27 protein-coding genes are annotated in these 26,076 nt (G+C 69.8%); 16 read left to right on the top strand and 11 right to left on the bottom strand.

Translation table 11 applies throughout. The features are described from left to right. Positions 1–576 precede the first annotated feature (576 nt). Together ABZX37_RS09695 and ABZX37_RS09690 are read right to left on the bottom strand one after the other, a co-directional pair. On the bottom strand, positions 577–1,293 hold the full coding sequence (locus tag ABZX37_RS09695; protein ID WP_354737746.1) for an LON peptidase substrate-binding domain-containing protein: 717 nt from the start codon (positions 1,291–1,293) through the stop codon (positions 577–579). 43 nt (positions 1,294–1,336) lie between these two features. After that, positions 1,337–1,990 carry an NUDIX domain-containing protein gene (locus ABZX37_RS09690; protein ID WP_354737769.1) on the bottom strand — a complete coding sequence of 218 codons (654 nt, stop codon included), beginning with the start codon at positions 1,988–1,990 and terminating at the stop codon, positions 1,337–1,339. A 134-nt stretch (positions 1,991–2,124) separates the two neighbouring features. Here ABZX37_RS09690 and nadA point away from each other — a divergent pair, with 134 nt between their 5' ends. From nadA to ABZX37_RS09670, 4 genes are all read left to right on the top strand, one after another. Further along, positions 2,125–3,135, top strand: a complete 1,011-nt coding sequence (gene nadA, locus ABZX37_RS09685; RefSeq protein ID WP_354737744.1) for a quinolinate synthase NadA — start codon at positions 2,125–2,127, stop codon at positions 3,133–3,135. After that, positions 3,132–4,781 (top strand): L-aspartate oxidase, encoded by a 1,650-nt coding sequence (locus tag ABZX37_RS09680; RefSeq protein ID WP_354737742.1) that lies wholly within the window; start codon positions 3,132–3,134, stop codon positions 4,779–4,781. Before nadA ends, ABZX37_RS09680 begins: the two co-directional genes overlap by 4 nt. Continuing rightward, entirely contained in the window at positions 4,778–5,671 is an 894-nt protein-coding gene (gene nadC / locus ABZX37_RS09675) for a carboxylating nicotinate-nucleotide diphosphorylase (RefSeq protein ID WP_354737740.1), read from the top strand. Before ABZX37_RS09680 ends, nadC begins: the two co-directional genes overlap by 4 nt. 62 nt (positions 5,672–5,733) lie before the next feature. Then, positions 5,734–6,903 (top strand): S8 family serine peptidase, encoded by a 1,170-nt coding sequence (locus ABZX37_RS09670; protein ID WP_354737738.1) that lies wholly within the window; start codon positions 5,734–5,736, stop codon positions 6,901–6,903. Positions 6,904–6,981: 78 nt separating this feature from the next. Here ABZX37_RS09670 and ABZX37_RS09665 read toward each other — a convergent pair whose 3' ends face one another. The 6 genes from ABZX37_RS09665 to ABZX37_RS09640 form a co-directional block, all read right to left on the bottom strand. After that, the gene (locus tag ABZX37_RS09665) at positions 6,982–7,359 is read right to left on the bottom strand and encodes a hypothetical protein (protein WP_354737736.1); all 378 of its coding nucleotides are present in this window, start codon (positions 7,357–7,359) and stop codon (positions 6,982–6,984) included. After that, positions 7,356–8,639 (bottom strand): alpha/beta hydrolase, encoded by a 1,284-nt coding sequence (locus ABZX37_RS09660; RefSeq protein ID WP_354737734.1) that lies wholly within the window; start codon positions 8,637–8,639, stop codon positions 7,356–7,358. The genes ABZX37_RS09665 and ABZX37_RS09660 overlap by 4 nt, the downstream gene beginning before the upstream one ends. Then, positions 8,636–9,958 carry a WXG100 family type VII secretion target gene (locus ABZX37_RS09655; protein WP_354737732.1) on the bottom strand — a complete coding sequence of 441 codons (1,323 nt, stop codon included), beginning with the start codon at positions 9,956–9,958 and terminating at the stop codon, positions 8,636–8,638. Before ABZX37_RS09655 ends, ABZX37_RS09660 begins: the two co-directional genes overlap by 4 nt. Further along, a complete protein-coding gene (locus ABZX37_RS09650) occupies positions 9,955–10,338 on the bottom strand; it encodes a hypothetical protein (RefSeq protein WP_344268260.1) in 384 nt (127 codons plus the stop codon). Before ABZX37_RS09650 ends, ABZX37_RS09655 begins: the two co-directional genes overlap by 4 nt. Before the next feature lie 97 nt (positions 10,339–10,435). Continuing rightward, positions 10,436–10,735 carry a hypothetical protein gene (locus ABZX37_RS09645; RefSeq protein WP_037809581.1) on the bottom strand — a complete coding sequence of 100 codons (300 nt, stop codon included), beginning with the start codon at positions 10,733–10,735 and terminating at the stop codon, positions 10,436–10,438. A gap of 16 nt (positions 10,736–10,751) precedes the next feature. Then, positions 10,752–11,093, bottom strand: coding sequence for a WXG100 family type VII secretion target (locus tag ABZX37_RS09640; RefSeq protein ID WP_093576046.1), 342 nt, complete (start codon positions 11,091–11,093; stop codon positions 10,752–10,754). Positions 11,094–11,306: 213 nt separating this feature from the next. On the opposite strand from ABZX37_RS09640, the gene ABZX37_RS09635 reads away from it, so the two are divergent. Together ABZX37_RS09635 and ABZX37_RS09630 are read left to right on the top strand one after the other, a co-directional pair. Continuing rightward, positions 11,307–12,287 carry a hypothetical protein gene (locus tag ABZX37_RS09635; protein WP_354737730.1) on the top strand — a complete coding sequence of 327 codons (981 nt, stop codon included), beginning with the start codon at positions 11,307–11,309 and terminating at the stop codon, positions 12,285–12,287. A 63-nt stretch (positions 12,288–12,350) separates the two neighbouring features. Continuing rightward, a complete protein-coding gene (locus ABZX37_RS09630) occupies positions 12,351–13,799 on the top strand; it encodes a fatty acid--CoA ligase family protein (RefSeq protein WP_354737728.1) in 1,449 nt (482 codons plus the stop codon). A gap of 61 nt (positions 13,800–13,860) precedes the next feature. On the opposite strand, the gene ABZX37_RS09625 is transcribed toward ABZX37_RS09630, so the two are convergent. Continuing rightward, complete coding sequence (locus ABZX37_RS09625; RefSeq protein WP_344268571.1) at positions 13,861–14,523, bottom strand: trypsin-like serine protease; 663 nt, start codon at positions 14,521–14,523, stop codon at positions 13,861–13,863. Positions 14,524–14,628: 105 nt separating this feature from the next. Then, positions 14,629–15,312, bottom strand: a complete 684-nt coding sequence (locus tag ABZX37_RS09620; RefSeq protein WP_354737727.1) for a hypothetical protein — start codon at positions 15,310–15,312, stop codon at positions 14,629–14,631. A gap of 63 nt (positions 15,313–15,375) precedes the next feature. On the opposite strand from ABZX37_RS09620, the gene ABZX37_RS09615 reads away from it, so the two are divergent. From ABZX37_RS09615 to ABZX37_RS09585, 7 genes are all read left to right on the top strand, one after another. Next, complete coding sequence (locus tag ABZX37_RS09615; protein WP_354737725.1) at positions 15,376–15,813, top strand: hypothetical protein; 438 nt, start codon at positions 15,376–15,378, stop codon at positions 15,811–15,813. Between the two features lie 114 nt (positions 15,814–15,927). Beyond that, a complete protein-coding gene (locus tag ABZX37_RS09610; RefSeq protein ID WP_354737723.1) occupies positions 15,928–16,266 on the top strand; it encodes a hypothetical protein in 339 nt (112 codons plus the stop codon). After that, positions 16,226–17,044 (top strand): hypothetical protein, encoded by an 819-nt coding sequence (locus tag ABZX37_RS09605; protein ID WP_354737721.1) that lies wholly within the window; start codon positions 16,226–16,228, stop codon positions 17,042–17,044. The genes ABZX37_RS09610 and ABZX37_RS09605 overlap by 41 nt, the downstream gene beginning before the upstream one ends. After that, positions 17,041–17,397: a DUF6086 family protein gene (locus tag ABZX37_RS09600; protein ID WP_354737719.1), complete on the top strand. Its 357-nt coding sequence runs from the start codon at positions 17,041–17,043 to the stop codon at positions 17,395–17,397. Before ABZX37_RS09605 ends, ABZX37_RS09600 begins: the two co-directional genes overlap by 4 nt. Next, positions 17,397–17,957, top strand: coding sequence for a hypothetical protein (locus ABZX37_RS09595; protein WP_354737717.1), 561 nt, complete (start codon positions 17,397–17,399; stop codon positions 17,955–17,957). The genes ABZX37_RS09600 and ABZX37_RS09595 overlap by 1 nt, the downstream gene beginning before the upstream one ends. A gap of 11 nt (positions 17,958–17,968) precedes the next feature. Further along, positions 17,969–18,331, top strand: coding sequence for a hypothetical protein (locus tag ABZX37_RS09590; protein WP_354737715.1), 363 nt, complete (start codon positions 17,969–17,971; stop codon positions 18,329–18,331). Then, positions 18,328–18,780: a hypothetical protein gene (locus ABZX37_RS09585; protein WP_354737713.1), complete on the top strand. Its 453-nt coding sequence runs from the start codon at positions 18,328–18,330 to the stop codon at positions 18,778–18,780. Before ABZX37_RS09590 ends, ABZX37_RS09585 begins: the two co-directional genes overlap by 4 nt. A gap of 6 nt (positions 18,781–18,786) precedes the next feature. Here the strand turns inward: ABZX37_RS09585 and eccCa are convergent, their stop codons facing one another. Beyond that, the gene (gene eccCa / locus ABZX37_RS09580) at positions 18,787–22,731 is read right to left on the bottom strand and encodes a type VII secretion protein EccCa (protein ID WP_354737711.1); all 3,945 of its coding nucleotides are present in this window, start codon (positions 22,729–22,731) and stop codon (positions 18,787–18,789) included. Positions 22,732–22,865: 134 nt separating this feature from the next. Between eccCa and ABZX37_RS09575 the strand changes: the two genes are divergently transcribed. The 3 genes from ABZX37_RS09575 to ABZX37_RS09565 are packed head-to-tail and all read left to right on the top strand — an operon-like array spanning position 22,866 to position 26,073. Then, on the top strand, positions 22,866–23,645 hold the full coding sequence (locus ABZX37_RS09575; protein WP_354737710.1) for a WXG100 family type VII secretion target: 780 nt from the start codon (positions 22,866–22,868) through the stop codon (positions 23,643–23,645). Between the two features lie 34 nt (positions 23,646–23,679). Then, complete coding sequence (locus ABZX37_RS09570) at positions 23,680–24,723, top strand: hypothetical protein (RefSeq protein WP_354737708.1); 1,044 nt, start codon at positions 23,680–23,682, stop codon at positions 24,721–24,723. Between the two features lie 3 nt (positions 24,724–24,726). Beyond that, positions 24,727–26,073, top strand: a complete 1,347-nt coding sequence (locus ABZX37_RS09565) for a WXG100 family type VII secretion target (protein WP_354737706.1) — start codon at positions 24,727–24,729, stop codon at positions 26,071–26,073. The last annotated feature ends 3 nt before the right edge of the window (positions 26,074–26,076 follow it).

Below are 26,076 nucleotides of genomic sequence, written 5' to 3'. Positions count from 1 at the left end.
CAGGTCCACCGGGGACTGCGCGAGCAGCGCCAGCGGCAGGTCGCCGCGGCCGAGCCCGTCGAGCGCGAGCCGGAAGCCCTGCTCCCGGGAAAGATGCCTTGACAAGCACCCGCCGTCCGCATTTCGGCTTCGTATCGGGGTGCGGGGGTGGTGTGGGTGCACTGCGAGTTGGGTGCGCTGGTGCGGTTGGGTGGTGTGGGTGCATCGCGAGTTGGGTGCGCTGGTGCGGCTAGGTGGTGGTGTGGGTGCACCGCGAGTTGGGGTGTGCGGGCTGCGGTTGGGCGGTGGGTGCGCGCGGCTGAGTGGCTGGTCGCGGTGGGTTCGCGATGTGGGGGTTAGCGCCCCAATGTGGCGTTGGGTGCATCTGACGCACCGAATGCCACATTGGGTGCGTGGGACGCACCGAATGCCACATTGGGTGCATCGCGGCGGTGGGGTGGTCCGTGAAGGGGCCCTTGAGGGAATCTAAGTACGTGAAGGAGCCCTTCACGGCCGTCGGAGCGGGCGCGTGGGTCGTGAGGGGAACCCTGAGGGAATCAGGGTTCGTGAGGGTGGCCCTCACGGACCGGGGCGGAGTTAGTTCAGGTCTGCGGGTTTGGTGAAGGTCGCCAGTTCGGTCGGCGGCAGCGGCACCGCGCCCAGGGTTTCCAGGAATCCGGCTTCCCTTGTCAGCAGGCGGCAGACGATGCGCAGGCGGCGCAGGGGATGCGTTTCCTCCAGCAGCAGCTGACGATCCTCCAGTGGGAGGAGGCAGTCGGCGGCTAGTTGGTACGCGAGCTCGCCCAGGTCGGCGTCGTCGTGCGGGGGGTGCCAGTCGTCTGCGTGCCAGGCTGCTTCGCAGTATCGCTCGTGGGCGGCGCGGGCTACCTTGGCCAGTTGGTGGGCCGTCGATTCCGCTGTGGTGGGGACCGCGTCGTCGGGAAGCCAGTCCACCACGGCCATCAGGTACGGGGCGGACGCCCGGTGCAGTTCGCGCAGGCGGAAGCGGCGGGCGGCTTTGGTGACTACGTCGTAGCGGCCGTCGGGAAGGCGTTTTGCCTCGCGCAGGATTGTGCTGCAGCCGACGCTGTACACGTGGTCCAGACCACTGACCTCGCGGACGAGCGGCGCGCGCAGGGCGACCACGCCGAATTCGTGTTCGGGGACGGTGCCGGTCACCAGGTCCGCGGTGAGCTGCCGGTAGCGCGGTTCGAAGATGTGCAGCGGCAGGTGCGTACCGGGGAGCAGCACTGTCTGCAACGGAAACAACGGCAGGGTCGCCGTCCCGCTGGGGCACTGCTCTGGCTCGGTCACGCGGTCCACGGTACGGGCTGCGGAGCGCTGGCGCAGTTCGTGTTCACCGCCGCGGCGGGGGCTTCAGGACCGCGAAAGGGTCGGTGATGTGCATGTCTTTCGCGGCAAAAGAAAACAGCGCCGCAGGTCGTCCGCCTGCGCGACCGGGGGCGGCGGTGTGGCCGGTGGGGACCAGCAGACCACGCCGTTGGAGCACGCGTTGCAGGTTCGTCGCGGCCACTTTGTAGCCGAGTGCGGCGGAGTACAGGCCGCGCAGTGCGGAGATGGTGAATTCCTCTGGGGCCAGTGCGAAACCCAGGTTGGTGTAGCTCAGTTTCGACCGCAGACGGTCGCGGGCGCGCAGCACGATGGCCTCGTGGTCGAACGCGGTGCGCGGCAGGGCGTTCACGTCGTGCCACTCGGTGTCTTCGGGGACTGCTGGGTCCACGTCGGAGGGGACCAAGCCCAGGAACGCGGTGGCTACTACGCGTGGGCCGGGGACGCGGTCTGGGGCGCTGAAGACGGCTAGTTGCTCTACGTGCTTCAGCTGGCGGACATCCACCTTCTCGGCGAGTTGCCGCCGAATTGAGGTTTCGACGTCTTCGTCGGGGCGAAGCCGGCCGCCCGGGAGGGACCAGCGGCCCAGGTGTGGATCTAGTGCTCGGCGCCACAAGAGGACGCGCAGTGTGTCGGAGCGCACTTGAAGGACTGCCGCCAGAACCTCGTGGGCCAGGGGGGCTCGGGTGTTAAGATGGCTTCGCACGGTTTTCGATTATAAGGCGAAAACCGGGATGGGGAGGAACCGGGGTCGATCCGGTTCCTAGGCCGGCGAAAGTCGAGAGGGCCGAAGACATGACCACCACGCTTGACCAGGATCTGACCCCTTACGGCGGGGTCGAGGCGGACGCGGACTGGGCCGCCCGCGTGCGGGAGCTCGCCCGCAAGCGCGACGCGGTGCTGCTCGCGCACAACTACCAGGTCCCGGAGATCCAGGACATCGCGGACTTCACCGGCGACTCTCTGGCGCTCAGCCGCATCGCGGCCAGCAGCGACGCGTCGACGATCGTCTTCTGCGGCGTGCACTTCATGGCCGAGACGGCGAAGATCCTGGCTCCGGAGAAGACGGTGCTGATCCCGGACGCGCGGGCGGGCTGCTCGCTCGCCGACTCCATCACCGGCGCTCAGCTGCGCGAGTGGAAGGCCGAGCACCCGGGCGCGGTGGTCGTCTCGTACGTGAACACGACGGCCGAGGTCAAGGCCGAGACGGACATCTGCTGCACGTCGTCGAACGCGGTCGACGTCGTCGCCTCCATCCCCGCTGACCAGGAAGTTCTCTTCCTTCCGGACCAGTTCCTCGGCGCGCACGTCAAGCGCGTGACCGGGCGCGAGAACATGCACATCTGGGCCGGGGAGTGCCACGTGCACGCCGGGATCAACGGGGCCGAGCTGGCCGCGCGCGCCGAGGAGAACCCGGACGCCGACCTGTTCATCCACCCCGAATGCGGCTGCGCGACCTCGGCGCTTTACCTGGCCGGCGAGGGTGCGGTGGCCCCGGAGCGGGTCAAGATCCTGTCCACCGGCGACATGGTGCACGCGGCGCGCGACACCAAGGCGACCTCGGTGCTCGTGGCCACCGAGATCGGCATGATCCACCAGCTGCGCAAGGCCGCGCCGGAGATCGACTTCCGCGCGGTGAACGACCGGGCCTCGTGCCGGTACATGAAGATGATCACCCCGGCCGCGCTGCTGCGGAGTCTCACCGAGGGCGCGGACGAGGTCCACGTCGACCCCGAAACGGCTTCGCGGGCTCGCGCCTCGGTGCGGCGGATGATCGAAATCGGGCAGCCTGGTGGTGGGGAATGAGCGGCCTAGTTAACGCCGATGAGGCGAAAACCTCACCGGATCCGCGCTGGGAAGCACGGGCCGATGTGGTGGTGATCGGCAGCGGCGTGGCCGGGCTGTCGGCGGCGCTGCGGGCCCGCGAACTCGGGCTGCACGTGCTGGTCGTGACGAAGGCGGCGGTCGCCGACGGCAACACGCGGTGGGCACAGGGCGGCGTGGCCGTGGTGCTCGACGGCGAGCGCGACGAGGGCGACACGGTCGAGAAGCACACGGCGGACACGCTCACCGCCGGAGCCGGGATCTGCGACGAGGCCGCGGTGCGGTCGATCGTCGGCGGTGGTCCGGCGGCAGTCACCGAGTTGCGGCAGAACGGCGCGGTGTTCGACCACAGTTCGAGCGGCCTGTCGCGGGCTCGCGAGGGCGGGCACAGCGCGTTCCGGGTAATCCACGCTGGCGGCGACGCGACGGGCGCGGAGGTCGAACGCGCGCTGGTCGCGCAGGCTGGCGAGCGGCGGATTCCGGTGCTGGAGCACCACATCGCGGTCGACGCGCTGCGCACGCCCGCGGGCGAGGTGGCCGGTGTGACGGTGCTCGACCGCAACGGTGTGCCGGGTGTGGTGCGCGCGTCCGCGGTGGTGCTGGCCAGCGGCGGGTTCGGACAGCTGTACCAGGCGACCTCCAATCCGGAGATCGCGACCGGTGACGGGCTGGCGCTCGCGCTGCGCGCCGGGGCGACGGCGGCCGACGTCGAGTTCGTTCAGTTCCACCCGACGGTGCTGTACACGCCGGGCGCGCGCGGGCGGTGTCCGCTCGTCACGGAGGCGGTGCGCGGCGAAGGCGCGACGCTTGTGGACGGCGCGGGCGAGTCGGTGATGGCCGGGGTGCATCCGCTCGGCGATCTGGCCCCGCGCGACGTCGTGGCGGCGGCGATCACCCGGCGGCAGTTGCTGGCCCCCGGCGGCATCGACGATCACGTTTTCCTTGACGCCACTGGCATTCCCGGGTTCGCCAAGCGGTTCCCGACGGTGCACGCGGCGTGCGCGGTGCTTGGCATCGACCCGGCGGTGGACGCGATTCCGGTGACGCCCGCGGCGCACTTCGCGTGCGGCGGCGTGGTGGCCACTGTGGACGGACGGTCGAGTGTGCGCGGGCTGTACGCCGCGGGCGAGGTCGCTCGGACCGGGTTGCACGGGGCGAATCGGCTGGCGTCCAACAGCCTTCTCGAAGGGCTGGTCGTCGGGCGGCGGACCGCGGAGGCGGTCGCCGCGGATCTGGCCGCCGGATTGCTGCCGGACCCGGCGCGGGGCCGGATTCCGGAACGGACGGTCGCGCCGACGGCGGAACGTGATGTGCTGCAACGGGTGATGAGCCGGTACGCGGCGATCGGCCGGGACGCGGACGGGCTCGCGGCAGCGGTCTCGGCGCTCGACTTGTCGACAACGGACAGTCCGTTGTGGACACACGGCGGGGTGGAGGACGCGGCGCTCACCTTGGCGGCCCAGGCCTTGCTGGCGGCGGCGGAGCGGCGGACGGAATCGCGGGGATGTCACGTGCGGACGGACTTCCCCGAGCGGGACGAAGGGCTGCGGCGGAGCCAGCTGATCCGGCTGAGCCCGTCGGGACAGCCGGTACTGGTCGAGGCGGCGTCGTTGGAAGGGGTGGCATGAGCGGGGAATTCTCCGAAGCGGTCGTGCGGTCGCTGGTGGTGGACGGGCTGGACGTCGCGGACGTGCGGCGGGTCGTGACCACCGCGCTGGAAGAGGATTTGCGGTACGGGCCGGACGCCACGACGGCGGCCACGGTTCCGGCGGACGCCCGCGCGGCGGCGGAGCTGACGCCGCGCGTCGCCGGTGTCGTGGCCGGGATTCCGGTGGCGCTGGCGGTTTTCGACCAGGTGCTCGGCGAGGACTACGAGGTGGTCTCGATCCGCGAGGACGGCTCGGCCGCCGTCCCGGGGGAGCCGGTGCTCGTGCTGCGCGGTCCGGTGCGCGGGTTGCTGACCGCGGAGCGCACGGCGCTGAACCTGTTGTGCCTGCTGTCCGGAGTCGCGACGGCGACCGCGGCGTGGGTGTCCGCGATCGACGGAACCGGTGCGGCGGTACGGGATTCGCGCAAGACGACGCCGGGGCTGCGGCTGCTGCAGAAGTACGCCGTGCGGTGCGGTGGCGGCGTGAACCACCGGATGGGTCTTGGCGACGCGGTGCTGATCAAGGACAACCACGTGGTCGCGGCCGGTTCGGTCACCGCGGCGCTGGCGGCCGCGCGGGAACACGCGCCGCAGCTGCCGTGCGAGGTCGAGGTGGACGATCTGGCCCAGTTGGACGAGGCGCTGACCGCCGGGGCGGACGAGGTGCTGCTGGACAACTTCACGCCGGAGGAGTGCGTGAAGGCGGTCGCGCGGCGGGACGAGGTGTCGCCGAAGACGCGGCTGGAGTCGTCCGGCGGGCTCACGCTCGACCGCGCGCGGCCGTACGCCGAGTCCGGTGTGGACTATCTCTCCGTCGGCGGGCTCACGCATTCCTCGCCCGCTCTCGATCTCGGGATGGACCTGCGATAACCCTGTCGCCGCGGCCCGCTCTCCACTAGAATCTCCTTGTCCGACAAGGGGAGGGGGCCGCGGTGCGGGGAATTGCCGCCGGAGCGGTGGCCGCGCTCGTGGCGCTCGGCCTGCCCGGCACGGCGACCTCGGCCCGGGCGGCCGCGTGCGCGAATCCGTCCGGCCCGTACACCGGAGCGGTGTCCTGGGGGCAGCGGCTGGTGAACCCGCCGCGGCTGTGGGCGTTGACCAGGGGCGAGGGCCAGACCGTCGCGGTGATCGGCACCGGCGTCGACAAGCAGAACGCGCAATTCGGGCCGGGACAGGTGCTCGGCGGCGCGGGCACCGCGGATTCCGACTGCGACGGCCGCGGCACGATCGCCGCGGGCATCGTCGGCGCGCAGCCGGCGAACGAGACCACCTTCACCGGCGTCGCGCCCGGCGTGAAGCTGCTTCCCTTGCGCTACACCGAAAGCAACGGTTCGTCCTCGGACGGCGGCGGAGACCCGGGAGCGCTGGCGGGAGCAATTGACACGGCGGTCGACCGCGGCGCCGGAGTTATTCTCGTGGCGGTTCCGGCGGGTTCGGACAGCGCGGCGCTCGGTGCGGCGCTCGACCACGCGAAATCGCGCGGGGCTGTGGTGATTTCAGCTGCGGCGGCCACTCAGCAAGGGGCGCATACTTATCCGACCGCGTCGAAGGATGTGCTCGCGGTCGGCTCGACGGACGAATCCGGCGCGCCGGTGCAGACCGAAGCCGGGGATTACCTCGGAATCGCCGCGCCTGGCGCGAATCTGGTGAGTACGTCGGCCGGTGGCGGGGGCGCGGTCGCGCATCGGTGGCCGATCACCGACCCGAGCTTGGCCGCGGCTTATGTCGCCGGAGTGGCGGCGCTGGTGCGTTCGGCGCATCCGGAGCTGAAGGGCGAGCAGGTGGTGAACCGGTTGATGCTCACCGCTTCCCGGCCGCCGTCCGGGGCGCACGATCCGCGCCGGGGCTGGGGAATGCTCGACGCTTACGCCGCGGTGTCGTCGACGTTGCCCGCCAACGCGCCCGGTCCGAGTGCGGCGGCGGTGCGGTCTCAGTTGCCCGCAGTGGTTCCGGCGGCCGCGCAGGCTCGGCCGACGTCTGATGTGGCGGCCGGAGTTGTTGCGGTGGGCGGGGTCGCGGCGGCTGCGGCGGCGGGGATCGGCGTGGCGGCGTTCCGGCGGGGGCGGCGGCGCGGGTGGCGGCCGTCGCGGTTTCGGGCCTGAGCCGGAGGGGAGCTGACGGCGGGTACCCCGCGTTGGCTGCGCTGCTTGGTGCGGGGGTCGTGAGCGGCGACGCCGGTGCTAACCGGGATCAACACTCACGAGGCGGGTCGAGCCGATGATGGCCACCCCGCGTCCGTCGCGCGCGATGTGCACGCTGAAATCCGCGCCCTCGCGCGAAAACCGCCCGATCACTTCCCGATAAGTGCTGCGGTCGTACGATTCCCAGCCCGCCGCTTCCAACGTCGGGCGCACCGCTTCGGTCAGCACCCGCAACGCACCCGGGCTGTCCTCGAGCCGGACCCCGTACTGCCAGCACACCAAATGCCCCGGCTGCGCGGGATCGCAGTCCAGCTCACCGTCCACTGTGGGCACTGCGCGCGAGCCGAACGCCTCGGCGACACTGTCGATGACGTTCGTCAGCTCGGCAGCCAGATCCGTCAATTCGCGCGTGATCACGGCAGCACCGCCGGAACCGGAACGGGTGCTTCAGTGACGTGACCGCCGGTCAGCACCCCGTAGATGTTCTCCCACGAATCCGAACCCGGTTTGAGCACGCCGCTGTGCGAGGACAAGCCCCACTGCACGTCGCCCGCCGCGTCGCGGCCGGTGGTGAGTTCGGTGACGCCGGGGAAGGTGTCCGGGTCGGCTCCGTGGCCGATGCCGGTCCATTCCAGCGCCCCGGCGTTGCCCTGGGCGAGGATGATCGGGTCCAGCGGGGCGGTCATCGAGTACCGCTGCACGCCTGCTTGGCTCGGCGGCAGGTCCGCTGGGCTCCATACGCCGTGTCCCATGCCCGCCGACTCTACGTGCAGCACCCGGTCCACTGGCAAGCCTTGCTGGTCAGCGAGCCCGACGGTGGCGCCGCCGTAGCTGTGGCCGATCGCGGTGATCGTGGCCGCCCCGCCGGTCTGGGAGTCGACCTGGCCGCGCAGTTCGTCGCCGAACGCCTTGAGGTTCGGGGCCATTGTCTGCGCGTAGCTGGCTTCGGCGCCCTCGGTGGTGACGTTCTGCGGGAAGACCCCGTCGGCCCACACGACCATCGCGGTCCGGCCGCTCGGGTCGGCGGCGACGAGGCTGCGGCCGAGGTCGGCGTAGGACTGGAAGGTGTCCATCCGGGTGTGCACGCCGGGCACGAACAGCCCGACGTTGCGCGTGCCCGGCTGGATCGTGCCGACGAGTTCGGCGATCCGGCCGTTGCCGGACGGATCGAACCGCAGGATCTGCCGGTGGTCGTCGAGAATGCTTTGGTACAGCGCGATTCGCCGCTGCGAGCGGGCGATGTCGTCCGGATCGGACAGTCCGGCGAGGCGGGTCCGTTCGGCGGCGAGCGCGTCGGAAACCTTCGTCCGGTTGGCCGCGATGGTGCCGGCCCAGCCGCCGCTGCTGCTGCTGGCGGATTTTCCGGCGGAGGGAACGGCTTCCTCGGGCAGCAGCGAGCGGTACATCGCCGCGACTTGCTCGTCGGCGCGCCGGTATCCCGCCGACGAAGCGGTGAGACCGTCGCGAAGGACCTGGACGCGAGCGACGCGCTGGTCGACGTCCCCGGCGAGGGCGCCGAGCGTTTTCGCCAGCCCGGCGGCACATCCGGCCGACGCGGACACCTGGCCGAAGGCCGCGGCGGGCACTCGTTCGCCCGCCACGGCCTGCTGCGCGGTCCGGAGCGCGCCGGCGCGAGCGTCCAGTTCGGACGCCGCGCCGGCGAGTTTCGCCGGGGCGACCCGGTAGCCGTCGGTCACGGCTGGTCGGTCGGCTCTTCGCCGATGACCGAGGGCGCGACGGGAGCCTGCTGGCCCCACACGTTCTCGGTTTCGACGAGCCACGCGGGAATCCGCCTGCCGGAGCCCATGTCGCCGCCCGCGCCCATGCCGCCCATCGGCATCATGGGCATCATCGGCATCGCGCTCTTGGCCGCCGCGCCCGCCGCACCGGCGGCGCCGCCCGCGAGCCCGCTCAGGACGTTCGACTGCGCGTTCCCGGCGAGCCCGGAGTGCGCGGCCGGAGCTTCCCCGGCGCCGCTGAGGCCGCCGCCGGACGGAATGCCGCCGCCGTCGATCGACGGAGCGCCCCCGCCGCCGACCGGGATCCCGCCGCCGCCCCCGCCCTCGGGACCGGCCCCGCCGCCGAGCTTGATGCCCGGCGGAGTGTCCTGCTCTTTGTCCTTGTCGTTCTTGTCTTTGTTGCTGCCCGAGGCCCACGGCGGAACCTTCGGCATGATCGACCCGAAGCGGCCGAACGCGGCGGCGGACGCGGCCGCGAGACCGGCGGTGAACATGTCGCCGAACAGCGGGCTGCCCGGGGTCTGCGCGGGATGCCCTGGCTGGGAGCCGGGCGCCTGCGTGCCGTCGGTGGGCAGCGGGTGCGAGTCGACCGGGGCGCCGACCGCGGTGCCGCCGTCCGGGCTGTTGCCGATCGGGCCGGTGGCGCCGCCGGTGGAAGCGCCGCCGCCGGGAACCGGCTTGGGCGGCGGGGCGGCCGCGTTCGGCGAGACCGGGATCGTGTCCTCGGCGGTGTCGTAATTCGTCGCGAGGTTGTTCATCACGACGATCGCCTTCGCGTGCGCGGAGCCGGCGGCGTTGGCGGCCTGTTGCTGCGCTTCGACGTTGGCGATCGCCTGCTGCCGCTGCTGCGTCGCGGCGACGACGGTGGCGGGCGGGGTGTCCGGCGGGAGCAGCGGCGGGTTGACCGCCAGCGCGACGTCGGCGGGCGAGACGTCCGGCACCGCGACCGGCGGCGGCATCTCGGTTTTCGCCTTGACCAGCGCGTCCGCGGCGTCCTCCAGCATGTCGCGCATGCCCTGCGCGGTGACCGCGACCTTGCGGATGCCGCCGACGAGGTCGGTCATCATCGTCCGGTACTGATCGGCCGCGCCGCCGGTCCACGAACTGGAGAAGTCGGTGAGCTGGTCGGACAGGTTCTCCGCCTGGTCGTACAGCCCGCGCGAGGCCGAACCCCACTGTTCGGCCGCGGCGCGCGCGGTGGTCGGATCGCCCGCCTGCAGCATCGCGTAGAGCTGCTGATGGGTGTAACCGGCGAAGTTGGTGCGAGGGCCGCTCATGCCTTCTTACCCCCTGAAGAATCAAGGCCCAGCAACGAGAAAAGCGGGTCCAGCAGACCGGTCTGCTGACCCGATTGGTGCAGGTCGCCCGCGACCGACTGGTCGGCCTGGGCGTAACCGTCGGCGACGGTGGTGGTGACGTCCTGAGCGAACGTGATCGCCCCGCGGACCTGCTCGAGCAGGCCCTGCATTTCGGCGACCGCGGCGTGGTGGGCGTCGGCGAGCGAAGCGGCTTCCCCGAACTCCCCGAACAGCAGCGGATGCTCCCCGAGGGTGCGCAGGAAGTCGTTCGGCCGGGACATCGCGTGGATCTGGGTTTCCAGCTCCCGGACGAAGTCGCTCAGCGATTCCAGGTGGACGTAGTACGACTGGTCGGGCATCGGCCGGTGACCTCTCGTGCGGCAGGACGCGGGAAAGCCGGCCGTCCGGAGCGGGCGGGGGGTGGTCCCGCCCCGGACGGCCGGCGTCGGGGCCGGATCAGGCGAACAGGCCCTGGTTTCGGTTCTCCAGCTGGTGCTGGAGATCGTGGGCGTCGCCGACCTTGGTGCCGAACTGCGCGATGATCGCGACGATGTCGGCGGTCGCCTGGCGGAGCCGGGTCTCGGACGCGCGCGCCGCTTCACCGGCGGAGCTGCCCGAGGCGTACCAGGTCTGGGTGATCGGCTGCAGGTTCTGGTGCAGCTGCTCCAGCTGGGAGGTCAGTGCCTTCGCCTTGGCGGCGAGCGACGCGGAGCTGTGCTGCAGGGCTCCGAAGCTGATTTCTACGACGTCAGCCATGGTGTCTTGTCCTCTCTCAGGGGTTGAGGCGAGGGATCACGTTGCCCTCGACGGTGTGGCTGACGCTCTGGAAGCTCTGGTGCACGTCGGAGTCGCCCGAGTTGTAGTTCGCGTGGCTGGTGTGGACCAGCTGCGACATCGTGTCCAGCTCGCGGACGGCGGCGGTCATCTTCTCCTGGAGCCTGCGCTGCAGGTCCCAGAACGCGACGGCCTGGTCGCCCTTGTAGTTCCGCAGCGTCTCGGTCAGCTCGGACTCCAAGCTGGCCATCGTCGTCTTCGCGCTCGACGCGGTCTCCTCGAAGCCCTGGACGGCGCGCGTCATGGCAGCTGAATCTGCCTGGAATCCCGGACTGGACATCTGACGGGCCACCTCCTTCCCTCTCGTGGAAAATCCCGGTGCGCGGCGGGCCGCGCGGTGTGAATGTCACGCTAGAAAAAGAGCGGGTCCGGTCAAACGGCACAACTGCCGGTCGCTTTGACGGCACTATTACCCACAGGTGGGGTGCGCCCTACCCCCAAGACGGGGGACGACGCCAGTGTTCGGCCCCCCGCTGGCAGCCAGGCTGACCCCATGACTTCCTGGGGATTACGACTGTTCCGGCTGCATCGCCCGCTGGGGGTGTTGGCCGGGGCGATGGTGCTGCTGTTCGCCGTCTGCGTATTCGGACTGCTGCTGGATGATCGCACGCTCGTCAACGCGCCGCTGTGGGCCAAACCGTTCAAATTCGCTGTTTCCGTGGCGTTGTACGCGCCGACGCTGGCGTGGCTGTTGTCGCTGGTGAAGCGCGGCCGCCGGGCCGGCTGGTGGATGGGCACGGTGTTCGCCGTCGCGATGGGCGCGGACATGGCGCTGCTGGTGTGGCAGGTGCTCGTCCTCGACCGTCCGCTGCACTTCAACCACGCGACGCCGGCCGACGTGACGATCGGCAACCTGCTGGCAGGCGGCGCGTTCACCGCCTGGGGCGCGACCGCGGCGGTGGTCGTCCTGCTGCTGTTCCAGAAGCTGCCGGACCGCGCCCTGACGTCCGCGCTGCGCTGGGGAACCGCGCTCGCGGTCGCGGGGATGGGGCTGGCGCTCATGATGTTCCAGCCCACCCCGGCACAGCAGAAGGTGATGGACGGCGGCGGGATGCCGGCGATGATCGGCGGGCACACGGTCGGTCTCGAGGACGGCGGGCCGGGGTTGCCGCTGCTGGGGTGGAGCACGGTCGGCGGGGACATGCGGATCACGCATTTCGTGGGGATCCACGCGATTCAGGCGTTGCCGCTTCTGGCGCTCGCGTTGGTGGCGTTGGCTCGGCGGTATCCGGTGCTGGGCAACGAACTCGTGCGGCGTCGGCTGGTGTGGACTGGGGCCGTCGGGTACGCGGGGGTCATGGCGATTACGGCGTGGCAGGCGATGCGGGGGCAGTCGATTGTGCGGCCGGACGTGTGGACGCTCGCGGCGACTGCTGGGTTGGTCGCGGTGGTGGTGCTTGGCGGGGTGCTGGCGGTGCGGGCGGTGCGGCCTTCGGCGGTTCCCAGTGAGCGGCATGCGCTGAGGGGATTCTGAGATCTGTTCGGTACCTCTTGCCGGGCCAGTCGCGGGTGGCTGGCCCGACGGGAGGACGGTGTCATGGCATTTCCCCAGGAGTTGCTGGATTCGCTGCGGCGCGCGCCGGAGGACGTCGCGTTCGAGCACGGGGAGCGGCGGGTCCGCCGGGGGGAGGTGCTCGATCTCGTCGGGCGGTTCGTCGCCGGGTTGCGGGCGGCCGGGGTGCGCGCCGGGGACGGGGTCGGGATCGCTACCGGGGTGACGCCGGAGGGATGGGCCGCGCAGGTCGCTGTGCAGACGCTGGGGGCTCGGGCGGTGGGGGTGCGGGAAGGGTTGCCCGCGGCGCATCTGGCCGCGGTGCTGGACGGGGTTGCTGCCGTGGTGACGGATGGTTCATTTCAGTTGCCCGGGGTTCGGGTGTTGCGTATCGGGGCGGAGCTTCTTGCCGAGTACGAGGAACCGGTGCCTTGCGGGCGGCCTGAGGACATGGGGTGGGTGGTTTTCACCAGCGGGAGCACCGGGGTGCCCAAGGGGGTCGCGTATCGGTTTGACGCGTTGGGGGAGTTCGGGATCGAGCAGCGGGGGAGGACGCCGGAAGGGGAGTATCGGCGGTTTTTGCTGTTCGGGACTTTGAGCAGTGCGGTGATGGTGTTGCATTTGCAGGCTTGTTTGCTTGCCGGGGGGACTGTGGTTATTCCGGTGGGGGCGCCGGATTTTCCGTGGGTTCTGCCCCGGCTGGATATTACGGCGGCGTTGGTGACGGTGCCTCGGTTGTATCGGATGTTGGATGTGCTGCGGCGGGAACAGGTTGATCTTTCCCGGTTGCGGGCGCTGACCGTGGCCGGGTCGCCGGTGGAGCCTGGTTTGCTGGCCGAGGGGTTCGAGCGGATAGGTTCCGCGTTGCGGCAGGGGTATGGGCAGACTGAGACCGGGAAATTGACTGTGTTGTATCGAGGGGACGTCGCCGAACATCCGGAGGCGATCGCTTCGGTGGGGTTGCCTTGCGACGGTGTTTCCGTGGAGGTTCGGGATGCTGCCGGGCGAGCGGTTCCCGCTGGGGTTTCCGGGGAGGTTTTCGTTCGTGCGGCTCGGGTTTTCGCGGGGTATTGGGAGGATTCCGCGTCGAGTCGTTCGGTGCTGGTTGACGGGTGGGTTCGCACGCAGGACATCGGGCGGTTGGATGAGCGTGGATTTTTATATCTGACCGGGCGCGCGCGGGATGTGGTGATCGTTAACGCGGTGATTCATTACACCGGGCCGATCGAGCGGGTGCTCGCTTCGCATCGCGAGGTGGACCAGGCTTATGTGGTGGCTGTTCCGGATGAGCGGACCGGAGAGGCGGCGCACGCGTTTGTTGTTGCCGCGCCTGGGTGTGTGCCTGATCCGGTGCGGTTGCGGGAGACGGTCGCCGCGGAGCTGGGGGAGGGGGCGGTTCCGGCTTCGGTGACCGTGGTGGGGGAGGTTCCGGTGGCGGAGTCCGGGAAACCGGACAAGGGGGCGTTGCGGGGGATGGTTGCGCGGGGCGCGTGAAAGCCGTGAAGGGCTCCTTGCGGGAATCAGATTCCCGCAAGGAGCCCTTCACGGCTTTGTGTTACACGCCTGCGGTTTGCTTGATCCAGTCTCGGCTGTTGGCGACGCTGGCGTAGTTCTGGGTGCCGTGTTCGTCGCTGCCGGAGTTTTCGCCGGTGGAGCAGACGCCGACCTGGACGCCGTCGGCCAGCTGCGGGCCGCCGGAGTCGCCGTGCCACGAGGAGCCGGTGACGCCCTTGCTGGCGATTGCCTTGCCGTTGAAGGCGTCCGTGCTCTCACCGGTCACCTGGACGTCCGCGGTCTTGAGGGTGTCGGACGGCGGGCTCTGGTCCTTGGTGCGGCCCCAGCCGTAGATCTGGTTGGTGGCGCCGTTTTCCGGGTCCTTGTCGGCCAGCTTCATGAACGTCGTGTCCACCGCGGACTTGAGGTGCAGCAGGGCGATGTCGCCGTTGGGCGAGGCCTTCTGCTCGTCGACCGCCGCTTCAGTGCCCTTGCCCAGCGAGACGTCGCCGACCTTGACGTGCATTCCGCCCTTGTTCAGGCAGTGCTGCGCGGTGAGCACCCACTGCGAGGCGATGATCGTCCCGGAGCATTCGAAGCCGCCGTAGTCGGTGACGTCGTCCCAGAAGATCTGGGCGCCCCACGGGGCCGACTTCACGGTGCCGCCGCCGATGATGTGCGTGTCGGCGCTCGCCGGGAGTGCCGCCCCGACTCCGAACGCCATCGCTGCCCCTGCGACGACGGCCGCCGCTTTCGCGTAACGCATGGAAAATCCCTCCGCCTCGGTGGTGATTTCCCGACCGTAGGCGGCATCTGGAAATCCGGTAACCTACGGAAGTCGGTCTTCGATCCACGTTTCGCGGAGCGTGCCGTCCGGGTCAAGACGCTGGTAGAGGGCTTCGGCTTGCTCCGGACGGGTGAGCGCGGCGACGGCGGCTTCCTGCTGAAGACGCAGTGCGCGGGCGGAGACGCGGAGTTTGCGGATCCGCCCGCGTACCCGGAGGCGGGCTCGCCACGGGTGCCAGAGAACGGCTAGCAGAAGGCTGGTGGTTTCGGCGCGGTACGTCTGGGCGGCTTGGGCGAGCTGGTCGGCGTTGGCGTTGGGGATACCGCCTAGGCGTCGGTCGACAGTTGTCACTACGGCGCTTTCCAGGACGCGTTCGTGCGCGCCGCCGGCGAAATCGGCTACTCGGCGGGGGATCCCGGCGACCAGGACCGCGGTGAGGAGCTCTGAGAGAGCGTCGTGGAGGGCGCGGTGGGCGTCCGTGCCGTCTTCGAGGACGGCGGCGATTCCGAGTGCGTTGGCGAGAGTTTTCCGGCTGGTCAAGGTGTTCGGGGGCAAACCGATCCGGATTTCGTGCACGCCGCCGGAGATCGCGCGGGTCGCTTCGAGCCGGCGGTATACCTCGGCGCGGAGCTGGCGGCGTTCCTGGACCTTGGCGAGGTAGTTCGTCAGCGCGGCGCCGACGACGCCTCCGCCGGTGGTGTAGGCCAGTTCGACCAGGCCGGGCATCCGGGCTCCCTCCCTCGCGGACTGCATATGCTGGCAGGCAAGCGAGAACTACAGGGGAGTGGGATGCGAACGGTGACCTTCGGCGCGGCTCGCGGCGACCGGCTGGTGATCGCGGTCCGCGGTCGGGCGCATCCCGGCGCGGACGACTTCTGGGACGGGAACTGGCTGGTCAGCCCGATCGAAATCGTGTCCGGCGGGTTCACCGCGCGGTTGGACGCGGGGTTGCGGGTCAATGAATTGCAGGCGTTTCGCCAGGAGTTGGCTGCCTGCACGGAGTCCGGGGGCAGCGCGCGGCTGACGTCGCTTGAGGACTGGCTGGACCTGACCGTGACCGTCGCGGGGGACGGGCGGGTCGAGGCGGAGGGCGTGGCGGTCGCGGATCATTCGAGCGGGAACCGGTTGTTGTTCCGTCTCGAGGGGATCGAGTACGCGCAGGTGGCGGAGGTTGTGGCCGCGTTGGCTGCGGTGGAGGAGGAGTTTCCGGTGCTGGGGCTTCCGTGAAGGACTGCCTGCAAGCGACGTACGGATTCATTGTCAATGTGGGTGAGGAACGCTCCATGACGGCGGTGTGCGCGGATGGCGTATGAGATCCACTTGTTCTGCAGGACTGGCGGGGTGGATGCCGCAGCGGGGTTCGATGCCCTGACCGCGGGTGCCGCGGTGTCGGTCGAGGATCGGCAAAGCGGCGAAGGCTGGATGTCCGCGGAGGTGGGCGACGGTTGCCAGCTCCAGTTCTCCGCAGGGATTCCGGTGGCGGTCGCGATGATCGCCGAACTGGCGCCGAGCGACGAGTCGGGCCGGGTCGGCGTCTCGGACGCGATAGCGACGCTCACGCTGAGCGGCGAGGTCGAGTGGTCGACGGTGTCGGCGGTGTGGCGTTCGGCGAAGTCATTGTGGGACGTGGTTCCTTACGATGACGGCTCCGGTTTCGCAGTGGACCTGGACGCGTTATGACCGGCGACACCGGGGGTGCTCCTGGCTGCTGGCGGGATGGTATCCGGAGCTGGCCGTCGCGGCGGAGCACCCGGTGCTGACGCCGGTGTGGGCCAAGCGAAGCGAGGTGCCCGCTGATTCCGGTGTGGCGCGGGAGCTTGCCGCGATGGAGGCGTTGGTTCGCAGGGAGTTGTCCGGGCCGGAGTTTTCCCGGGCCTGGGGTGCTGCTTGGCGGTTGTCCAACGAGCGTCGGGAACGGTTGCGGACCCCGTTCTATCTGGTCTTGAATCACCTCTTCTTCGTGCTCGAGGACTATCCGATCGACCCGACGCTGCGCGACCCGGGCGACGTGACGGACGAGGAGCTGCTCGCCGAGGTGCGTGCGGCGCTGCGTCGGCTGGCGGCGGCGGAAGGCTTCTCCGTCCGCGGTCCGGTTGCGCGGGGGATCCAGCTGTACTGCCGGACCGGCGGGTTGAGTGCTGCCGCCGGGTTCGACGCGCTGACTGCGGCGTTGCCGGTCGACGATCGCCGCGACGGTGAAGGCTGGGTGTCTGCTGAGGTGGGTTGTCATCTTGAGCTCTCCGCGGTCGCGCCGCTGATTTCGGAGGCGCACTTGGAGATGATCCTGAAGTTGTCGCCGGGTGACGAGCCGGGTCGCGTCGCCGCTGCCGACGCGATCGTGACGCTCACGGTGAGCGACGAGGTCGCGTGGCCGGAGGTAACGGCGGTGCGGCGGGCGGCGAAGTCGTTGTGGGACGTGGTTCGGTACGACAGCGGCGCGGGCAGGGAGGCTGAGTGAGCTACATTTTCACTACTGTCGACGACGAGGACGTGTGGAGTCCGGCACTTCGGGTCGGCCGGTTGTTCGTGAGCATGGGTGTGACGCTGGCGCACAACTTCGACCTGGACATCAGCGACGCCGGGCTGAGCCCGATGGCCGCCGATTTCTCTTACGTGGATCCGGCGAAGCTTGCCGTGTTCGTGCGGACGGTGCTCGACAGTTCCGTGATGACTCATCAGGTGTACCGGGAATTGGCGCGCGGGTTTCTCGGGGTCTGCCTGGTTCTGCTGGAACGGTCCGGTATTCCGGTCGAAGACGTGCCGCCGGATGTTGCTCGCTGCCGGGATTCGACGCGGAATATCCCGAGCTGATGTCGTGGCCGGAGATCCCGCGGTTGGTCAGGTTGTCGTTGCGGGAGCGGTTCGAGTGGTGGATCGGCGGGGGACGGCTGCCGGACGGAACGCATCCGCGGGGCTGGAGCGAGTTGCTCAGCCTGTTGTTCAGCGGGTTGTGGAGAGAGATCGACGAGGGGCAGGCGTGGTCGGAGGCGGAGAAGGACCGGTATCTGCGCGCGGCCTGTGACGTGCTCTCGTACGTGGAGGAACACGGGCTGCTAGAGGAGGACGAACTGCTGAACCGGCAGATGTTCATGTCGATCGGGCTCGTGAAATCCGGTTTTTCCTTGCCTGGCAAGGGGTATGCTGCAGAGGACGCCATCCGGCGGATCATGGCGGTGCTCACGCCCGAGCGGATCGACGAGTGCGAGCGGCTGAGCCCTGGGTGGACGAAGTTGTCGACGCCGGAGATCGCCCGGCTGCATCGGGTCAAGCAGCTCATCAAGCTTGCCGGAGAGATGCGGGACCATCTCGTCGATCCGGAGCTGCGTGCCGTCGTGCTTCGGTGGGAACCGCTGTATCCGCGATTGCCCTGAGAGAGGCGGAAATGCTGAGCCAGCACGAACGCATGGCCGACGTGATGAACCGTCCCGGCGTGTACGGGATTTACCGCCTGGAGCCAGCCCTCGCCTTCTTCGGCGGGTTTAGCGCGGCGGCCGAACTCGGGTACTTCTGCGGATTCGAAGCATGGCTGGCCCGAAACGGAGGCATCGGGGCGAACATCGTCTGGTCGTATCAGGCGGAGAAGGTGGTCGCCGCGCGGGCGGCGGAGCAGGCGGACGAGGTGGAAGAGTTTTTCGCGCTGGTGAGGGAGTTCCTCGCCGAAGTGCGGCAGCTCACGCTTCCGCCGCCGCCTTCGCCGAGTCGCCTTCTTTCGCAAGAGCGGGCCGGTGCGGAGGAAAGCCGGTGATCGACCCGGAGCCTCAGCGACCCGTCAGTTTCTGGGACTTCCACCGGATCTCGGACATATTCGCCTGGCCCACTCGCCGCAAGTCGCTCCCCGTGGAACAGCCGGGCATCCAGTGGCGGTCGATCAAGGTCATGGTGGAATGGTGTGCCGACCCGCTGTGGGTCTTCGATCCGTACGCCCACGACGTGACCACCCCAGTCAACCCCGCGGCGCCGGAGCTGGGGCTGAGTGCGGAGCTGGCTCGCGACCTGTCCGACTGGCGGGACGAATGGGAAGCCACGAGGAACTGGGCCGACCCGCCTTCGTCCGCGTTTCCGTCGGACGAGGCCGAACGTCGCTTCGACGAGCGCGGCTGGGAACTCGCCCGGCGGGTTCGGCGGGAAGTGCCCGCGGAGTGGGACGTTTCCTACTCGAGCCATCTGTCGAGCCGAGAGGTCTTCCTCGACTGAGACCCCTCAGTCCTCCACCGGTTTAGTCCACGCCACCTGCACCAGCTCCGTCCCGTGCCGTCGCGAAACCAGCGTCCCGCGCCCGGCAGGCTGCGGCGTGGGCTTCACATCCCCCATCAGCGCGCCCTCCTCCTTGCCGCCGGACATGACCAGACCCGGCGACCCCAGCTCCCGCACCCGCTGGATCACCGCCTCGTACATGCCCCGCCCGGCGCCGCCGGAGGAGCGGGCCAGGATCAGGTGCAGGCCGATGTCCCTTGCCTGCGGGAGGAATTCCAGCAACGGCAGCACCGGGTTCCGGCCCGCGGTCGCGACGAGTTCGTAGTCGTCGATGACCACGTACAGGTCCGGCCCCCGCCACCATGAGCGGTTGCGTAGCTGATCGGGCGTGATATCGGGACCGGGCAGGCGGTTGCGCATCGCGGTCGCGCACTGGTTCACCAAGTCCGTCAGGGTGTTCTCCGCACCGGCATAGCCGAGCAGGTGCGGTTGGTCCACCACGCCCAGCAGACCCCGGCGATAGTCGCCGACCAGGATCAGGGCCTCGTCGGGGGTGTTAGCCGCACAGATGCCGGTGACGAGCGCACGCAGCAGCGAGCTCTTGCCCGATTCGACGTCGCCGAAGGCCAGGAAGTGCGGGTCCGTCCGGAAATCCAGGTGGACGGGGCGCAGGGTCGATTCGGCCAGGCCCAGGGTGATCCGGCCGCGCGGGGCGGCGGGGAACGAGTCCAGCGGGACTTCCGGCGGAAGAAGGCGGACCTGGGGCGCGCGCGGGCCGGTCCAGGCGGCGGAGACTCGGCGGACCAGGTCCAGGCCGCCGGCGCCGACGGTTTCCGGGCGTTGGTCCGAGTCGATGCGCGGGAGGGCCGCGAGGAAGTGCAGTTTGTCCGCGGTGAGACCGCGGCCGGGGCGGTCGGCGGGGACGTTTTGGGCTACCTTGCGGTCGATCGACGAGTCCGCCGGGTCGCCCAGGCGCAGTTCGAAGCGGGTGCTGATGGCGTCACGCAGCTGCGCGCGGGCGCCGATCCACTGGTTCAGCGAGACCAGGACGTGGATGCCGAAGCCCAGACCCCGTTGCGCCAGCGCGGTGATTTGTTCTTCCAGGCGTTCGTACTCCGAGCGGATGGTGGTCCAGTTGTCCACGAACAGGAACACATCGCCGAACTCGCGGTCGTCGCTGCTTTCGGTGAATTCGCCGCGGCGGCTGCGGAAGGAGGCCATCGATTCGATCCCGTGCGCGGCGAAGAATTCTTCCCGTTGTTCCAGCAATGTCACGAGTTCCGCGACGACCCGGCGGCAGCGTTGCGGGTCGCGGCGGGTGGCGTAGCCCGAGACGTGCGGCAGGCCGGCGATCGGGGCCAGTGCGCCGCCGCCCATGTCCAGGATGAAGAACTGCACCTCGGCGGGGGTGTGGGTCAGCGCGAGCATCGCCGCGATGTCCTTCATCAATGTCGACTTGCCGCTTTGCGGTGCGCCGACGATCACCGCGTTGCCCGCCGCGCCGGAGAAATCCGCCCACAGCATGTCGCGACGCTGTTCGAAAGGCTTGTCCACCAACGCGACCGGGATGGTCAGCTTGCCGTTGCCGCCCCAGCCGAGGGGACACAAACCGCGGTGGGGGTCTTCGCCGATCGGGGGCAGCAGCTGGTCCAAGGTGGGCGGTTCGGCCAACGGCGGCAGCCAGATCTGGTGGGCGGCCGGGCCGCGTCCTTCCAACCGGGACAGCATCGCGCCGATGATGGTTTCGCCGGTGCCTTTCGCGGGGGCCTCGGCGGCGGGTTGTTCGGCGACTGGTACCTCAACCGGCCCCAAAGTGAACGGCAGGACGCCCAGTTGCTGACCGTCTGACCGCACAATCCGGCTGCGTGGCGGGAGTTCGCCGGAGACGTATGCGGCCTTCAGCCGGATCAGGGTGTCGTTGTCGGACTTCAGATACGCCGAACCCGGCACCGGCGGCAGCTGGTAGGCGTCCGCGACACCCAGCACCGCACGGCTTTCCGCGGCGGAGAACGTTCGCAGGCCGATCCGGTACGACAGGTGCGAGTCGAGCCCGCGCAGGCGGCCCTCTTCGAGACGCTGCGAAGCCAGAAGCAGGTGGATGCCCAGGGAGCGGCCGAGCCGTCCGATAGCGACGAACAGGTCGATGAACTCCGGGCGTGAGGACAAGAGCTCGGAGAACTCGTCGATGATCACCAGCAGCGACGGCAACGGCTGCAGCGGAGTACCGTCCGCGCGCGCCTTTTCGTAGTCGCGCACCGAGGCGTAGTTGCCTGCCGCGTGCAGAAGTTCCTGCCGTCGCAGCAGTTCGCCGTTCAGCGCGTCCGCCATGCGGTCGACGAGCGCGAGGTCGTCGGACAGGTTCGTGATCACCGCGCAGGTGTGCGGCAGGTCGGTCATGCCGGCGAACGTCGCGCCGCCCTTGAAGTCGATCAGCGCGAGGTTCAGCTTTTCCGACGAATGCGTGACGGCCAGCGCGGTGACCAGGGTCCGCAGCAGTTCGCTCTTGCCGGACCCGGTCGCGCCGATCACCAAGCCGTGCGGGCCCATGCCGCCCTCGGCGGATTCCTTGAGGTCGAGGTCGACGGGACGGCCGTCGGGGTTCACGCCCAACGGGATCCGCAGCCGGTCGCGCGCGGGGCGCGGGGCCCAGGTGACGGTGGTGTCGGTGTCGCGCGGGTCGCCGATGCCGAGAAGACCGGCCAAGCCGAACGTCGAGGACATCGGTTGTTCACTGATCACCGCGCCGCCGTGGTGCAGCGGCGTCAGCATCCGGGCCAGTGCTTCGGCCGCGCCGTGGTCGAGCCGGTCCGGCATGCCGAGGAAGCCGAGCCGCGCTTCGGTGCCGTCGAGCACCACCATGCCGAGCTGATCCGGTGAGACGTGCAGGCTCAGCAACCGCTCGGTCGAGGTCGCGCGCGGCTGGTCGCCGCCGACTTCCAGCACCGTGATGCCCAAACGGCCTTCTTCGGCCAGCAGCCGAGGTTCGCCGTGGGAGTCTCCGCCGTCGACGACGAGCACGATGTGCGGCAGGTCGGCCGTCACCCCGCGGCGCGAGAACGCGGGGCGGTCGCCCAGGTCCGGGCCGAGCAACCGCGCCAGTTCCGCGGCGTTGTCGGCGAACAGCCGCCGCTGGCCGGTCGCGTCGGCGAGCACCGGCGCGGTGGCGTGCGGCAGCCACTTCGCCCAATCCCAGTCGTGCGAACGGTCCGGGGCGACGCAGAACGCGACGCGCAGGTCGGTCGGCGAGTGGAACGTGACCAGTTGAGCCAGCACCGCGCGCGTCATCCCGAGCACGTCGAACCGGCGGCCGGACAGGGTCGCGGCCGCGTACGAGCGCAGCGACACCGAAACCGGCAGGCCTTCGACGGTCGAGAAAGTCTGGATGAAGTGCTTGAGGTTGGTGGAGGAAACCGGGTCCAGCTCTTCCAGCGGTGCGATCTGCGGCGCGCGCAACGGCGTCGCGAGGGGCTGCGGGCCGGTGGCCGCGCGCACCATCGCGAACGAGCGGTCGGCGCGGCGGCGGTCCCAGTGCTGGTCGGTTTCGACGTACGCCCACAGGTCCGCCGGATCCGGCTGCTGCGCGATCAGCGTGGCCCGCTGGGAGTCGGCGACCGCGCGCACGCGCGTGCGAAGACCCGCGAGATACCGCTGGTAGTCGCGGCGCTCCTCGTTGATCTGCGCCTTCTTCGCCATGCCGCCGCGGCCGAGCGACATCACGATCATGCCGCCCATCGCGGTGACGAACAGCGCGCCGAAGATCCAGGTCATCACCCCGCCGTCGCGTCCGATGTAGACGAACGACATCGCGCCCATGCCGAGCATCATCGGCAGGAACATCATGAGCTGCATCACGCCGCCGGAGCCGCTCTTGGGCAGCATCGGCGGGGACTGCAGCATGATCTCCCCAGGCTGCTCCCCGAGCAGGCCGAGGCGGTCGCGGGTGGAACTCATGCCCCGTATTTTGGCCGCCTGTTGTCCGGTCGCGGTGGGTACTTTTGCCGTCCGCTCGCCCGGCGGCGCGAACTTACGCTCTGCGCAGACGCCCCGCACCGGTGCGTCGTACGCACGGAGCGGGAGGGAGAGCCATGGGCACGACCGGCGAGTACCGGGCCGAGCCGGAGGCCATGCGCTCCACCGTCGGCAACGTGGGCGGCATCATCGCCCACGGCATCAACGCCGTCGCAGACCTGGAAAAACTCGTCCTGCAGCCGACGACGTTCGCCAGTTTCGGCAGCGTCGTCGCGGCGGCGAACGAGGCGCTGCACTCGCAACAGGTGACCGCGGTGCGTTCGCTGCTGCAGCTGCTGCAGGAGATCAACGGCCTGGTCAAGCACAGCGCGGACGCCTACCAAAGCGCCGACGAAGCAGTTTCCGACGGCTACGGCGGTGCTCAGTCTGCTGGGTCTTCTACGTCGCTGACGTCGATCTGGGGAGCCCCGCACGCCGCGCACCTGGCCGCGGCGGCGATCACCGACAGCACCGGCGCGCACGGCGAGCCGTCCTCGGTCGGCAACGTGCTGCGCTACCTCGGCGACGCGGACCTCGGCAGGCTCGCCGAGCACCCGCTGACCGACGCCCGGTTCCACGGCGTCGCGGACTTCAACGACTGGCTCGCCGGCGACGCCGACAACCAGGCGCGCGTCGGCCTGATCGAGGTGTATTCGGGCACCGCGCGCACCTTCGGCGACGTGCCCGGCGGCGTGCACAGCGGCGACGTCGTCGTCGTGGAGCCGCTCCTGCTGCCCGACCACCACCCGGTGATCGGCGTCGCCGGGGACGGCGGCGCCCTCTACAACCACGGCCTGCTCGACCCGGGCCTCGGCGGACTGGCCAAGGTCAGCGTTTACCGGCCCGCCTCCGTCTGACCCCGAATCCCCGACCAAGTGAGGTCCGAAGCCGATGTTCTTCCCGAACTCCAGCGCGATGGACGCCACCGCGACCAGCGGCGGCCCGATCACCGTGCTGCCGCAGATCGTCACCGGCCAGCCCGAGCAGATCGCCAAGCACGTCCTCGACCTGCTGCACAAGGCCGCCGAGCTGACCTCGCTCTACACCGAGCTCAGCAAGGCCGCCGACCAGCTCGGCAAGGTCTGGTCCGGCGGGGCGTCGGAATCGGCGCTGCAGAAGATCTCCCACTCGCTCGAGCAGCTCACCAAGATCATCAACGTGATCGAGAAGGGCGCTGAGCTGCTCGGCGTCTCGGGCACGCTGGTGAAGGCGGCGCAGGAGGCGTACCGGTCGGTGGTCGCGGCGGTGAACCCGACCGTCGCGTCGCTGATGTCGAACTGGTGGACCTACGGGGCCGCGGTCGCGCTTTCCACTGCCACCAGCGCCACGCTGCGCGGATTCATCACCGCGGTCGGCGGTCTGCTGAAGGCGCTCGGCGCGGGCGACCTCGCGAACCAGATCACCCAGGTCGCGACGATCATCGGCGACATCGAAAAGCTGTTCCACCACGGTTCTTCCGACGCCAATGGCGCGGCGGGCAACGCGGCGGTCTCGGGCACCCCGGTCACCGCGCCGCAGCTGCCCGCGCCCGTCGCGAGCGCGTCCGGGCAGGCGGCCATCGGCGGCAGCGGCGGGGGAGTGCCCGGGGGCAATCCGTCGTTCACGAACTACACACCGCCCGCGTTGTCCAACGGCGGCTGGCCTTCGGGCAGCGGCACTGGCGGCTGGCCGTCCGGCGGCGGCGCCGGAACGGGGGCCAACCCGGGGAACAGCTGGATTCCCGTGGATCCCGCCCCGGCCCCGGCTCCGTCCCCCGCGCCGTCGGTGCCGGGACAGTCGACCGGCGCGCACGAGGTGGTCATCCACACCGACCTGAACACCGGCCAGTCGACGGTCGAAGCTCCGGCCGGGCAGGACGTGGACATCGATGTCGACGTCACCTACCAGGGCAAGCACTTCCAGCAGCACGTCGACATCGACGCGAAGGGCGCGTAGCCGGTGGCCGTGGACGCGTCCGGAGTCGTCAGCTCGGTGCTGTCGAACTACCGGCAGGTGCTGGTCGAATACCAGCGCCGGGTCACCGGCGACCCGGCGGCGCTCGAAGCGGCGGCGAACCGCTGTGGCACCAACGCGTCCACGATTACCGGCAAAGCCACCGAAATCGCGGACGCTGCCACCGCATTGCACGCTGACTGGGACGGCGCTGCGTACACCGCGTACGCGACAGCAGCGTCCGATGTCGCGCACGCCTTGACCGAGGACGGCACGAAGCTGGCCGACCAGGGCAAGCGGTTGTCGATGGCCGGACAGCTGTTGCGGTGGGCGCGTTCTGGCGTTGACTCCGTCGCCGCGCAGTTCGAGCAGTACGGCACGCAGCTGATCAACCAGGCGCGCTCGGCGGATCCGAACGCGGTGGGCGCTTTCATCGCCGCCGCGAGGGATTTGGGCGAGCAGGCGGTCGCGGCGGCCGGGCAGGTCGCCGACGAGTTGTCCGACGCGCTGGCGGAGTTGTTCCCCGCGCCGTGGGCCGGTCCGATGAGCAAGCCGGGCAAGCTGGGCAAACGCAACTACGGCCCGTTGTCCTGGGTCAACGGCGACACCCTCGACGGACGGAAACGGCCTCGTTCGGCGCCGTCGTGGTTCGGCAATTCCGGCTGGAAGAAGCTGACCTGGAACGGTTTGGAAGGCACGCGGGCGCCGAAGAAGGCCGACACGCCGTTCGGACAGCCGAAGCTGAAGAGCGAGATCGCCCGCGCCACCGAGATCACCTACTACAAGACCGCGCACGAGCAAGACGGCTTCATTCCGGAGTACGACGGGAAAATCTCGTCGCAGGGCTGGGACGCGAAGGCTTCCGGCCACGCTGAACTCGGGTTCCGGGAGGACATCGGGACCAGCGGGAGCTACGGCGTCGCGCACGGCAGCGCCCGCGGTTCCGCGTTCGCGGGCGGCGAGGTCAGCGCCTCGGGCCAGCTGGGGATCCACGGACTCGGCGTGCACGCCAACGCCTTCGCGGGCGGCAAGCTGGAGGGCCAGGTCGCGGCTGACGTCGCCGGGGTCGGCGTCGGCGCGAGCGGGAGCGTCCAATATGGAATCGGCGCTCAGCTCGACGGGCAGTTCGTGTATGACAGCGGGCATCTGAAGATGAACTTCAAGGCCGGTGCCGCGCTGGGCCTCGGCGCCGGACTCGGGGCGAAGATCGACATCGACCTGCCGAAGGTCGGCGCGGCGGTCAGCGAATACGGCGGTGCGGCGGTCGACGCGGTCGGCGACGCGGCGAGCGAGGCGGCCAACGCGCTGGGCGGGGCCTGGGACGACGCCGCGCAGTATGTGGGTTCCTGGTGAGCG

The organism is Amycolatopsis sp. NPDC004079 (assembly GCF_040610415.1).
Classification (GTDB): Bacteria; Actinomycetota; Actinomycetes; order Mycobacteriales; family Pseudonocardiaceae; genus Amycolatopsis; species Amycolatopsis halotolerans.
Note: the sequence above shows the minus strand (reverse complement) of the source record. Positions and strands in the feature narration are given on the sequence as shown.